Raw genomic sequence first — 12,874 nt, forward strand, 5'->3', positions numbered from 1 at the left:
CACAAACAAAAATATCCTTTGTCTATTGCAGTGATTCGCCAAAATCAAATAACCATACTCCAACTCTCAAATTAATTTTTAAGAAGCTATTTCCGGTTATCCGCTCATACTCCTCGCCCCTCACCTTTCCTTGCGCGTGCTGTGGGGTATCCGCTACTACCCGGGCTAGGGTTTACTACCTAATTCACTGTTTATCGATAAAAAGATGGAATTCTGGAAAGCTGGAAATCAATATAGTTTAAAAATAAAAATCACTCCAGAAACTGAAGTGATTACCGCTTTGAATTTACTAAGTTATATGAAGATGAATGATGTTTGTTTGTTGTCACAAAGATAGAATCATTCGTTTTCCGCAACCTCAGGATAATCCCTAAAATTATTACCGTAAAAATACGGTTGCACAGAACAACCCCGCCCGGCAGTTCCTGCCGGGCGGGGTTAATATTTATTTTAGTCTTACTATTGAAAATCTTTCAATTCGAAGATAAAAAGTTGTCGTCTATTTTAAAGCGGACTTACCAATTGTGTATACCATTCTTTTACATCACCTTCCAAATGAGGCCCGATTTTCTCCGCACAGATTTGATGGTACCTGTTCAGCCATGTAATTTCTTCTTCAGAAAGGATTTCCTTAACGATCGTGTCTTTAAAGAACGGACAGAACGTTAGTGTTTCAAACTCGTAGAAAGTTCCTGAATCAGTTGTTTCAGATTCTTTTACGGCGATCAGATTTTCGTGACGGATTCCATATTGACCTTCAACATAATATCCAGGCTCGTTGGAGCATACCATGCCCGGAAGAAGCTCCTGAGGATTCATATCTTTTCTGATATTCTGAGGGCCTTCGTGAACATTCATGAAACTTCCCACGCCATGTCCGGTTCCGTGATTAAAATCTTTTCCATCCATCCAAAGCGGAAGCCTTGCAATCGCATCTAACTGCACTCCTCTTGTTCCTTTTGGAAATTTCACCATAGAAAGGCGGATCATTCCCTGCAAAACCAACGTAGAATTCCTTTTTAAACTCATCAGAAACAGTTCCCAATGCAAAAGTTCTTGTGATATCTGTAGTTCCTTCAAGATACTGACCTCCCGAATCTACCAGAATGCTTGCATCATTAGTTACTTCCTTACTACCTTCGCTTTTTGCGGAATAGTGCATGATCGCACCATTATTTTTGTATCCTACAATACTGCCGAAGCTTTCCCCGACAAAATTTTCTCCTTCCGCACGGAAACCTCTCAGTTTTTCGCCGATAGAATATTCGGTCATCGCTTCCTTTCCTGCATTATGTGTAAGCCAGTAGAGAAATTTCACCATAGCTACACCATCTCTTACCATTACTTTCCTGAATCCTTCCAGCTCAGTTTCGTTTTTCTGGGCCTTCATTAAATTCCCCGGAACAGGAGCTTTGATAAATTGATTTTCGGATTTTAATGCTTCAAAAACAGACTGATTGCTGTTGGGCGATACCAAAACCTTTTCATTTTTAAATTCTTTCAGGCAGTTATAGAATTCTTCGTAAGGCATCATTTTTACCCAGGCTTCATCCATCTGCTTTCTGGCTTCTACTTCAAGCTTTTCAAGATCTGTAAAAAGCTTTGCATCATTTTTAGTAATGATGATATATCCTAAAAATACAGGATTGCTCTGCACATCACTTCCTCGGAGATTGAGCGTCCAGGCAACATCGTCAAGACTTGAAATAACATGAACCGTCGCCTCCATAGATTCCATTTTCTGGCGGATGGCTGCTATTTTTTCTGCAACAGACTTACCGGCTCTTTCTATCGGATGAACGAAAATCGGATTTTTAGAGGGTGTTCCTCTCTCTTTCCATATCCGATCCAGAAGAGGCAGATCCAGTAGGGTTTTATTTTTAGCATTTAATTTCTCAGTCAGAAGTTCCCAATTGGCATGGGAAGTTGCCAAAGCATTTACTGCAACCCTTCCTTCTGCAGGGATTTCAGAGATGATCCAGTCGATATAATTGGGTGTTCCTTCCATTCCTTCTTTAAAAAGATCAATCCCTGAACCTTCCAGTTCAATGGCAGCCTGGGTAAAATACCTTCCGTCTGTCCACAATCCTGCTTTATCTTTAGTGACTACCACAAAACCTGCAGAGCCTAAAAAACCTGAAAGCCAAGCTCTTTCCTGCCATTCTTCCGGAAGGTACTCGCTCATATGCGGATCTGCAGAATATACGATAAATGCATCAACATTATTGTTCTGCATTTCTTCCCGAAGTGCAGCTATTTTTTCCTTTGAAGTCATTTTTTGAATAATTTTTAAAGATGTGAAGTTACGAATTTAAAGGTTATCTGGCAGAGTTATATTATGTTTTAGTGGATTTATTACCGCATTTTATCCGGCATAATAAATGATCAAATAAATACCATCTTAATAATTTAGCTGGTAAATCTAAGTAAGTCATAGCCTTATTTTCACTTCCCGACAATTACTTTCCGATGTTCAGTTCCCCAATCAGCCAAAGTATCGATGATTTTTTTTAAAGTCAAACCGTATTCTGTCAGCTGATATTGTACCGTTACGGGTTGTGTGTCCAGGACTATTCGTTTTACGAGTTGGTTCATTTCCAGTTCTTTCAGTTCTTTGCTGAGCATTTTATTGGAAATACCTTTTACATCGTTCAGAATATCAGAAAAACGCCGTTTGTTGTAATAGCAAACCGATGAAATTATTGAGATTTTCCATTTGCCATTCAATACATCCATTGCATCATGAACAGCCATAATCTGTTTTTTGTTGGTGTCGTTATCCGAACATTTTATTTCCTCCATAAGTTACTTTGTTACTCAAAAGTTACTGTTACTTTTAGTTACAAAGTTACTAAAATAAATTTATTCATTTTACATTTGCATCGTTAAAGAAATCGATTTCAAAAACAAATAAATTCAAAAGTCTTAGACTAAAAATTAATTTTCATCATTTAAAATTTAAAAAATGAATTTCACAGATAAAAATGTAATCATTACAGGCGGAAGTGCAGGAATTGGACTAGCAACCGCAAAAACGTTTATTGCAAAAGGAGCAAACGTTTTGATAACAGGAAGAAATACTGATAGTTTGCAGACAGCATCAGTAAAAATTAACAGCCCAAAATTGAAGACCTTAGCTTCTGATATTTCCAAATTGGCAGATATTGCAACATTGGAGAAAGAAATAGCAGAAAGCGGAAACAAAGTTGACGTGCTTGTTTTGAATGCAGGAATTGCAAAACAATTTTCAATAGAAGAAACAACAGAAGAAGTGTTTGATGATTTGTTCAACATCAATGTGAAAGGATTGTTCTTCACATTACAAAAACTGATTCCGCATTTAGCAGAAGGAGCCTCCATTGTTCTTATTTCGTCCGGAGTTTCAGTGAGCGGATATGCACAAATGGGAGCTTACGCTGCAACAAAAAGTGCAGTTGATGCAATAGCACGGACGGCAGCAATAGAATTGGCAGACAGAAAAATTCGGGTAAATACTGTTGCTCCCGGATTAACCGATACCCCAATGAATCAACAGACGCCGGAAGACATTAAAAATGCTATCGCAGCAGCGGTTCCGCTGAAACGAATCGGGGAAGCAGAAGAAATAGCAAATGCCATTGTGTTCCTGGCTTCAGACGAAGCTTCTTATATTTCAGGAGCTTACCTGTCGGTGGATGGCGGTGTAACAATACGTAGATAATACCTTAAAATTTATTTCGCTTTTGCGTTGAGCGTTGTCAGGGTTTTTAATATGAACCTTAACAACGCTTTTTTCAATAAATTTTTAATTCAACAATTTATTGTGATGCACGATTTTCAGATTGTGGTTTTTGCTTTATTTTCTGTAGATAACCTGTGATTTCTTGTTTTAATATAATTCCAGATCAGATAAAGCAGAAATAGAGCGATCCAAACACTTAGGACGACCACCATGAAAATAATCTGTATTGACGGATGAAGATAATTGGGTTTGTAAAATAGACGTTCAAGCGTATTAACTGTTTCCCTCAATCTAGCCCGATCAAAAGTATTCCGAATCTCATTGAGAGGTTCCCTGCTATGATCACGGAAATAAAAGACATCATGACTCAAATCTTTGGGAACGATCTGTGATTCTATATTATATTTCTTAAACAAAGTGTCCAGCCGCTGAAACGAATGAAGCAGCGAATCCTGATCATATTTATAGAGCAATTTATATCTCGTTACGGCGTTCTGATATTGTTGTGTAGTTTGAGAAACGTTATGGACAGGACTATATAAAATCTTATTTTCCAAAAAGATACAGATATCCTCATCATATTCCGGATCTACCTCACTACCTTTGAATATGATTTCCGTACTGTCTCCGATCGCTTTTTTTGGAAATAATTCTTTTTGTAAATTCCTTGGGTTCAAGTCCCAAATAATCCATTCCTGACAGGATTTTAGAACTTATATTTTTATAATCAGAACTTAGTACTTTCAGTGTATCTATGCTATAATAGCTTGTTTCAACGGAATAATTTCCCTTATCATTAGGATCATAATAAATGGTGTCTTTCTCCGCTATCACCGGATAAGGTTTAGGATATAAAATATTTTCAGGATTGAATAATTTATCAGAGCTATAGGAAGTATAATTGTACAAAAATGGGTATAATACATTCAGCAAAGTTTTGTCTTTATTAAAATCCTTTTCAGGAAGCTCCTGTCTCATTTTGGCATTTAATCCAAAACTGTAGCTTATAAAAAAAGTCAACGAGAGAAAGGAAATAAGTAATAAAGAAGCGCCAATTTTTACCATATTGGAAAAACCATATTTCATTTTGGAATGATTTCTCAATAATAAAACAAAAAAGCAAAATAGAAACAGGCCGGTAATAAAAAAGTGGGAAATAGAAACGTCATCATAAAATTTGAATCTGTAAAACTCTGTATAAATATCGATTTTACGGATTCCTTCAAACTTGAAATACCCATAGATAAAATAGGCCAAATGTATTACGCTTAAAACAATAACAGATTTGATTATAAATTTTTTTAATTGTTTGTCCATAATTGCAATAATATATTCTTTAAAGTAAGGATTTTTTTTAAATAACCCGTAATTAATCAGATCCTAGCATAATTCTAAAATGTTTAATCAAAGCTCTATGGAATTATTGTTTTCCTTAAAACTCTCCTTTATTTTCTTAATTCTCATTTTTTCATACTCAACATCTGAGTATGAGCTTCCATCAGGCAAAGTTGACGTAAGACTGGTAATCCCATATCTTTGCTTAAGTTCCCTCATTCTGTTCATCGGATCTCTGATGTAATCTTCAACGGCTTTTTTATACTGGCTTTCGGTCACAGGAATATAGGCCGACAAATTAAGTTTTATATGTCTAAACTTTTCAATTCCTTTTAATTCCCAGATATGTTGTTTTTTTGTGTCTTCGATCTTGACGATCAATCCCGGAAGTCCGCCAAATTTATATGGCCCTTCAGAAATGGGAATTTCATTAGTAAACCACGCGTTATACTTTCTGCCTTTATATTCTACCGTTGCCAACTGGCATTTCTTACCTTGTATCAGAGCAGTTTCTGTTTCGATGTGCCAATTGAAGGCAATGTGCTGAATGATTTTAAATCGATCAGTGTTCACAGGCAGGTAAGATATTACTTCATTGGATTGCCAGTCTTTCTGAATTATACCACGAACTTTTCCTTGTGGAAAGGTATTTAATGAAACGGGCATATTTAAGGATATTCCATCTGAATTTATGTTCTGTGCGATTGCAGAATCTCTTTTTACTTTTGCCAGGCTGAAGTAAGTTGATCCGTTTTTATCTATAAACAGGCCCATCAGCTCGGTTTCGGTTTTATCTAAATGTAATGAGTCGGGTTTAAAGGTGTACTGATAAGTAAAATTGTATTTTTGACTAAAACCAGACAGTGAAATCAAAATAGTGAATATAAATATTATCTTCTTGATCATTTTGTACAGATATTTGAATTAAAGTGTTAATATACTCAAATATAGCAATGTACAGGTGAATTAAATTCATATTTTATCACAACATGGTATCATACATCATATTTAAGCCTCTAATTCCGTATTTCTTCAGCCAAAATTAAATTTAGATCAGAAATTAAAGAATTTTGGAAAGATAATTGCAATATACGAGAAATGGAAAGTCAGAATTATAAAAATCACGTACGATTTTATGCTCCTCATCATTTCGTTTTTCTTCCGTTATTAATCATTTTAGAAGGAATCGGAATATATAAGATTTTCAGTGACCAACAAAATCAGCTGTTATGGATTTTATTTTCAATAGTGATTTTCCTGATTTTTTACCTGGCCATCATGCTGAGGCAACATTATGCACTGGTCATTCAGAATCGTATCGTGAGGCTTGAATTCAAGCAGCGGTATTTTGAACTTTTCGGATTGAGATCCGATGACGTGGAGGAAAAACTTTCCTTTGGCCAGATCGCCGCTTTGAGATTCGCTTACGATGATGAATTCAAAGTTTTTCTCGAAAAAGCACTGAAAGAAAATATGAAAGGAGACGAGATCAAAAAAATCCATCATCAAATGGAGAGCCGATCTTCACAGAGTTTGAAAATAATAAACACTAAAATAATATTATTATGAAAAAATGGAGCTTTTACAGTATTGCAATATTAACATTACTGACACTTACAAGCTGCGAAGCAGTAGAAACAATCTTCAAGGCCGGAATGTGGTGGGGGATCATATTAGTAGTTGGCGTTATAGCTATTATTTTATGGCTATTTTCAAGGGGTAGGAACTCTTAACCAGATCTTATGGAAAATTCAGACTTAGAAATCATTTCCCATCTGAAGCCCTCAAAGATTGTCAAAATTATGAAAGATCCGGTAGCATCTGCAAAGGCGGTACATCTCATTTATACCTCCGATGCAGAGACAGCCGGGATCACACGCAAAAAAACCGGAAAAAAATATTCTTATTACAGAGACGGCGAAAAAATCAGGGATAAAGATGAAATTACTAGAATCAACAAGCTGGTTATTCCACCGGCTTGGGAAAACGTATGGATCTGTGCGCTTGATAACGGCCATCTCCAGGCAACTGGTTTTGATGTAAAGAAAAGGAAACAATACCGCTATCATCCGCTTTGGAGTGCATTGCGAAATCATACGAAGTTTTACAGAATGCTGCAGTTCGGATATGCACTGCCAGATATTCGTCTTCAGGTAGAAAAAGATCTGGCTTTAAGAAATTTCGAAAAGAGAAAAATCCTTGCATTGATTGTAAGCCTTATGCAACGTACCAACATCAGGATAGGAAATAATGCTTATGAAAAATTATATGGTTCTTTCGGTTTAACAACACTAAAAGGGAAGCATGTTCAAATTCAGGGACAGAAGATTTCCTTTCATTTCAAAGGTAAAAAAGGAGTAATGCATGATATCGATCTCAAAAGCAAAAGATTGGCTCGATTGGTTCAGAAATGCAAAGACATTCCGGGAAGAGAACTTTTTCAGTATATTGATGATGAAGGAAACCGACATTCCATTGATTCGGGAATGGTGAATGATTACATTAAAGAGATCAGCGGTGAAGATTTTACGGCAAAAGATTTCAGAACCTGGTCCGGAACGGTAAGTGCACTGATTGCTTTTAAAGAAATCGGCTACGCAGAAAATAATACTCAATACAAAAAAAGTAAAAGAAGCGTTAGAAATTGTTGCTTCTCATCTTGGAAATACAAGTACGGTTTGCCGGAAATACTATGTTCATCCATTGGTAATTAATTTATATGAAAATAACACCATCAGGAAATACCTCGACGAACTTGAAAAAATAGAGGAGAATGACGGTAAGGCAGATCTCACCCAGGAGGAAAAACTCGTCCTGAAAATCCTGGAAAACGAAAAGATATGAGGAATGAATAGTGAATTGTCAATCCGCTTCGCTGGTCAATTTTAATAATCTTTTAAAAATTCACCATTCACTGGCAAAGCAAAATTGACCATTCACATATTATAATCTACCCAAATAATTGTTGTAAATTTGTATCATTAGCAAATAAAAAAATATACAACTAATATGTCTAAAGCAATTTCGCAAGTACCATTTGCGGTAAACGAACCGGTAAATTCTTACGCACCGGGAACTCCGGAAGTAAAAAGCCTTATCGCTCAATACAAGAAAATGTGGGCTGAGAAGATAGAAATCCCGATGGTAATCAACGGTAAAGAAGTGAAAACGGACGATAAAGTTCAGCTTCAGTCGCCACAGGACCATGCACACGATTTCGGGTTTTATCACAGAGGAACGATGCAACATGTTGATGATGCTATTGACGCTGCATTAGCTGCAAAAAAAGAATGGAACGAACTTGGTTGGGAACATCGCGCGGCAATTTTCTTAAAGGCTGCTGATCTTTTAGCGGGGCCTTACAGAGATGTAATTAACGCAGCAACGATGATCGGACAGTCTAAAAACGTTCACCAGGCTGAAATTGATGCTGCCTGTGAGTTCATCGATTTTTTAAGATTCAATGTAGAATTTATGACGGAGATGTATTCTGAGCAACCGGTTTCCGATGCAGGAATCTGGAACAGAGTTGAATACAGACCATTAGAAGGATTCTGTTTTGCGGTTACTCCATTCAACTTTACAGCCATTTCAGGAAATTTACCTACCTGTATGGCGATGCTTGGAAACGTAGTCGTTTGGAAACCATCTGACAAGCAAATCTATTCTGCAAAAGTAATCATGGATGTTTTAACTGAAGCCGGACTTCCTGCGGGAGTCATCAACATGATTTTTACAGACGGAAAAGAAACTGCAGAAAAAGTAATGGCACACAGAGATTTTGCAGGTCTTCATTTCACAGGATCCACAAAAGTTTTCCAGGGAATGTGGAAAATGATCGGCGACAATATTCATAACTATAGAACATACCCAAGAATCGTGGGGGAAACAGGAGGAAAAGACTTTGTGATTGCTCACCCTTCAGCCAATGTAGAAGCTGTAGCAACTGCTTTGGTAAGAGGAGCTTTCGAATATCAAGGACAAAAATGTTCCGCGGCTTCAAGAGCTTATATTCCTCAGTCTCTTTGGGCTGATGTGAAAAAAGTAATGGAAAAACAAATCAATTCTATTAAAATTGGTTCTCCTGAAGATCCTTCCAACTTCGTAAATGCAGTAATCGATAAAAATTCTTTTGAAAAATGTAAAGGCTATATCGACAGAGCCAATTCTTCAAACGAAGCCAATGTAGTAATCGGAGGAAAAACTGATGATTCTAAAGGATGGTTTGTACATCCGACAGTAATCGAAACGACAAACCCTCAATACGAAAGTATGGTTGAGGAAATCTTCGGGCCAATCTTATCTGTTTACGTTTATGACGATGCAAAATGGGCTGAAACTTTAGAATTGGTAGATTCTTCATCTCCTTATTCATTGACGGGTTCAGTTTTTGCACAGGATCGTTATGCAATTAATGAAGCGTTCAAGGCACTAGAAAATGCTTCCGGAAACTTTTATATCAACGACAAACCTACAGGTGCAGTTGTTGGCCAACAGCCTTTCGGAGGAGGAAGAGCTTCTGGAACCAATGATAAAGCGGGATCAAAAATGAACTTATTAAGATGGACATCCGTAAGATCTGTTAAAGAAACTTTTGTTTCACCTAAAGATTATAAATATCCTTATTTAGGGTAATTTTATAAGTAAAGTAATCAGCAATGAGTATTAATTAATCTTATTACTTATCATACATACAGCTTCGGAATCTAATTCCGGAGCTTTTTTATTGATGAATTAATTAACAATATTTTAAATTATTTTATTAAATATTTAGTAATTATTCCATCAATTCGGAATAATTATTGAATAGTGTTTTACTCACACTAAACAAAGTATTATGAAAAAATTAATGTTAATCGCAGCACTAGGAGTAATAGCGGTAAGTTGCGGAACAAAGGAATCATCAATGTCAAATAGTAGCACAGATTCGACAGCAGTAGACAATACAACGACAAGTGTAGCACCGACTACTACTGATACGGTGACTACAACAACCACTGCTCCTGACAGCATGAAAATGAAAGCTGATTCAGCAACTACTGTTAAATAATAATAGTTTAACTTAAATTCAAAGATCCTCGGATTAATTCTGAGGATTTTTTATGTCCAGGCAATTTATATCTTTCATTTTTTGTCTTTTAATACTATATTTGATTACACTAACATTAAAAAATATTTCTATGAAAAAATTATTGACAGGTGCGGTATTGGCTTCACTTTTTTTAGGAAGCTGCGCACAGAACAAAGAAAAAAGAGAAGAATTTAAAGAAGAAAGAAACAAGGATTATATGAGGAATAATATGGGTGACACCGCTGCCTCACACTCGGAATCTGCTACGGCTGACAGCGTAAAAATGAAATCAGATTCAGCTATGAAAAAATGATATAACCGCAGAAATTCTGCGGTTTTTTATGTTTAAAAGCAATTGAATTATTATAATATTGGCTATTTAAAACTTAACCTAAACCTTAAAAATTAATCCAACCAAAGTTGTAACAATTTTTATATTATAAAGACTGATTTGTGAACATAATTATTACATTTGCAATCAATAATAAATATCATGAAAAAACTATCAATATTCTCGGCTCTTTTCATCGGAGCATTTGCATTGGCACAGGGAATCAAATTCGAAGAAACTAACTTCAACACTATTCTCGCGAAAGCTAAAAAAGAAAATAAACTTGTATTCATCGACGCTTATACCACATGGTGCGGACCTTGTAAGCTGATGGCAAAGAATGTATTTCCACAAAAGAACGTGGGAGATTACTACAATGCCAATTTTATCAATGCTAAAATCGACATGGAAAAAGGAGAAGGTATTGATATCGCCAAAAAGTACAATGTAAAAGCTTTCCCAACCTATCTTTTTGTAGACGGAAATGGTGAGCTGGTACACAGAACGCTGGGATATGTTGAAGAAAAAGATTTTATCCAGTTTGCTAAAGACGCCGGAGATCCGAGCAAAAGACTGGGAACTTTAAAGAAAAAATTCGAAGACGGAGAAAAAGATCCTGCATTCCTGAAAAATCTTGCCGGTCTCACAATGTATAGCGATTCCGAATTTGCTGCAAGAGTTCTGGAACGTTATTTCAGTGGAAAAACAGAACTTGACAGAGAAGATATCCAGATGCTTCTTTCTGCGACGCAGAGTACTGACAGCCCGCTGTATAAAACTTTCCTGGCGAAGAAAGCTGAAATTACCAAAGTTCTTCCTGCTGAAAGATATGATGCTTTTGACAAAAACATTAAGCTTAATACAATTGTTAAAAAATCTTACAATGCCGATACAAAAAAATGGAATGACAGCTATTTCATGACCGAAACACAGAAGTTTTTAACAAAAGACGAAGCAGTAAAAATCTTAACGAGAGCCAAAGCCAACAGAGCTTTAAAGGATAAAGATATCGCAACTTACGAGAAACTGACCATGGAGCTTTACAAAGATACATCAGCTTTAGGGTCGGAAGAACTCAATTCTATTGCATGGAATTTCTTTGAAAACGTAACCAATAAACCTGCTTTGGAAAAAGCATTGAGCTGGGCACAGGAATCGGTAAAGAAAGATGAAAATTCTGCCAATACAGATACGCTGGCAAACCTTTACAATAAATTAGGAGATAAGAAAAACGCCAAGCTTTGGGCCGAAAAAGCAATCGAGCTTGCGAAGAAAACAGGAGAAGATTATTCTGATACTGAAAAACTACTGAAAAGCTTAAACATTCAGTAAAAAACAAAATCCGCAGTCTGTAATAAGTCTGCGGATTTTTTATTTAATGCTTTTAATTTAGTATTCAAAAAGAACACTTCCCCACGTAAAGCCACTTCCGAACGCAGAAAGCAACACAAGATCACCTCTTTTGATCTTTCCTTCCTCAATCGCTTCGCTTAATGCGATAGGAATAGAAGCTGCTGTAGTATTTCCGTATTTCTGGATATTATTATGGATTTTTTCATCCGGAAGTCCGAATTTCTGCTGAACAAACTGGGCAATCCTAAGGTTAGCCTGATGCGGAATAAACATATCCAGATCCTCAATGGTTTTACCTGCCTTATCTAAAGCCTCCTGCATCGTTTCAGGAAATCTTGTTACCGCATGTTTGAAAACGAAATTTCCGTTCATGATCGGGTACACTTCCTTGTTCGTCACATTTTCAGGTTCTTTTCTCATTCTGTCGCTCCATCCGAATTTGGATCCCGGGAACTGAGTACACAATTCGTCTGCAAATTTCCCTTCAGAATGCATGTTTACCGCCAGAATATCTCCTGCATTTTCATCTTCTGTTGCAGAGAGTACAATTGCTCCTGCCCCATCGCCAAAAATCACCGACACGCCTCTCCCTTCATCCGTAAAATCCAATCCGAAAGAATGAATTTCAGCACCTACCACTAATATATTTTTATACGTTCCTGATTTAATGAAAGCATTGGCAACACTCATCGCATACACAAATCCTGAACACTGGTTTCTTACATCCAATGCTCCGATTGTATCACAACCTAACATATCCTGAAGCAAAACCCCACAGCCCGGAAAATAATAATCCGGAGAAAGTGTAGCAAAAACAATATAATCTATATCTTTTGAGGTAAATCCTGCATTGGCAATTGCTTTTTCTGAAGCTTTAAAAGCCAGATAAGCCGTGGTTTCCTGAGAATCATTTCTGTTTTTTCGGTGCCTTCTCTCTTTTATACCGGTTCTTTCTGTAATCCATTCGTCATTGGTGTTCATTAATTTTGCTAGATCATCATTCGTAACAATGTTATCCGGAACATGGAATCCGATGCCTTTTATTGTACTTTTAATCATATAG

14 protein-coding genes and 1 pseudogene are annotated in these 12,874 nt (G+C 36.5%); 9 read left to right on the top strand and 6 right to left on the bottom strand.

The features are described from left to right. Positions 1-504: 504 nt before the first annotated feature. Positions 505-2,275 (bottom strand): annotated as a pseudogene (locus tag AAHI02_RS06615) (aminopeptidase P family protein). 170 nt (positions 2,276-2,445) lie between these two features. Further along, positions 2,446-2,802, bottom strand: a complete 357-nt coding sequence (locus tag AAHI02_RS06620) for a helix-turn-helix domain-containing protein (RefSeq protein ID WP_346986018.1) — start codon at positions 2,800-2,802, stop codon at positions 2,446-2,448. Positions 2,803-2,965: 163 nt separating this feature from the next. On the opposite strand from AAHI02_RS06620, the gene AAHI02_RS06625 reads away from it, so the two are divergent. Beyond that, positions 2,966-3,700 carry an SDR family NAD(P)-dependent oxidoreductase gene (locus AAHI02_RS06625; protein ID WP_346986019.1) on the top strand — a complete coding sequence of 245 codons (735 nt, stop codon included), beginning with the start codon at positions 2,966-2,968 and terminating at the stop codon, positions 3,698-3,700. Positions 3,701-3,816: 116 nt separating this feature from the next. Here AAHI02_RS06625 and AAHI02_RS06630 read toward each other — a convergent pair whose 3' ends face one another. The 3 genes from AAHI02_RS06630 to AAHI02_RS06640 form a co-directional block, all read right to left on the bottom strand. Then, positions 3,817-4,398: a hypothetical protein gene (locus AAHI02_RS06630; RefSeq protein WP_346986020.1), complete on the bottom strand. Its 582-nt coding sequence runs from the start codon at positions 4,396-4,398 to the stop codon at positions 3,817-3,819. Next, a complete protein-coding gene (locus AAHI02_RS06635; RefSeq protein WP_346986021.1) occupies positions 4,319-4,807 on the bottom strand; it encodes a hypothetical protein in 489 nt (162 codons plus the stop codon). Before AAHI02_RS06635 ends, AAHI02_RS06630 begins: the two co-directional genes overlap by 80 nt. A gap of 318 nt (positions 4,808-5,125) precedes the next feature. Continuing rightward, positions 5,126-5,962: a GLPGLI family protein gene (locus AAHI02_RS06640; protein ID WP_346986022.1), complete on the bottom strand. Its 837-nt coding sequence runs from the start codon at positions 5,960-5,962 to the stop codon at positions 5,126-5,128. A gap of 192 nt (positions 5,963-6,154) precedes the next feature. Here AAHI02_RS06640 and AAHI02_RS06645 point away from each other — a divergent pair, with 192 nt between their 5' ends. From AAHI02_RS06645 to AAHI02_RS06680, 8 genes are all read left to right on the top strand, one after another. Then, positions 6,155-6,625: a DUF6526 family protein gene (locus tag AAHI02_RS06645; protein WP_346986023.1), complete on the top strand. Its 471-nt coding sequence runs from the start codon at positions 6,155-6,157 to the stop codon at positions 6,623-6,625. Continuing rightward, positions 6,622-6,789 (top strand): hypothetical protein, encoded by a 168-nt coding sequence (locus AAHI02_RS06650; protein WP_029296925.1) that lies wholly within the window; start codon positions 6,622-6,624, stop codon positions 6,787-6,789. Before AAHI02_RS06645 ends, AAHI02_RS06650 begins: the two co-directional genes overlap by 4 nt. 9 nt (positions 6,790-6,798) lie before the next feature. Continuing rightward, entirely contained in the window at positions 6,799-7,770 is a 972-nt protein-coding gene (locus tag AAHI02_RS06655) for a DNA topoisomerase IB (RefSeq protein WP_346986024.1), read from the top strand. Beyond that, complete coding sequence (locus AAHI02_RS06660; protein WP_346986025.1) at positions 7,760-7,900, top strand: hypothetical protein; 141 nt, start codon at positions 7,760-7,762, stop codon at positions 7,898-7,900. The genes AAHI02_RS06655 and AAHI02_RS06660 overlap by 11 nt, the downstream gene beginning before the upstream one ends. Positions 7,901-8,065: 165 nt before the next feature. Continuing rightward, positions 8,066-9,691, top strand: coding sequence for an L-glutamate gamma-semialdehyde dehydrogenase (gene pruA, locus AAHI02_RS06665; RefSeq protein WP_346986026.1), 1,626 nt, complete (start codon positions 8,066-8,068; stop codon positions 9,689-9,691). Between the two features lie 214 nt (positions 9,692-9,905). Further along, complete coding sequence (locus tag AAHI02_RS06670) at positions 9,906-10,106, top strand: cytochrome C551 (RefSeq protein WP_346986027.1); 201 nt, start codon at positions 9,906-9,908, stop codon at positions 10,104-10,106. A gap of 130 nt (positions 10,107-10,236) precedes the next feature. Next, positions 10,237-10,440 carry a hypothetical protein gene (locus AAHI02_RS06675; RefSeq protein WP_346986028.1) on the top strand — a complete coding sequence of 68 codons (204 nt, stop codon included), beginning with the start codon at positions 10,237-10,239 and terminating at the stop codon, positions 10,438-10,440. A 180-nt stretch (positions 10,441-10,620) separates the two neighbouring features. After that, a complete protein-coding gene (locus tag AAHI02_RS06680) occupies positions 10,621-11,790 on the top strand; it encodes a thioredoxin family protein (RefSeq protein ID WP_346986029.1) in 1,170 nt (389 codons plus the stop codon). Positions 11,791-11,847: 57 nt separating this feature from the next. Here the strand turns inward: AAHI02_RS06680 and AAHI02_RS06685 are convergent, their stop codons facing one another. After that, positions 11,848-12,870, bottom strand: coding sequence for a beta-ketoacyl-ACP synthase III (locus tag AAHI02_RS06685; protein WP_346986030.1), 1,023 nt, complete (start codon positions 12,868-12,870; stop codon positions 11,848-11,850). Between the last annotated feature and the right edge of the window lie 4 nt (positions 12,871-12,874).

The organism is Chryseobacterium sp. POE27, from assembly GCF_039727685.1.
Classification (GTDB): Bacteria; Bacteroidota; Bacteroidia; order Flavobacteriales; family Weeksellaceae; genus Chryseobacterium.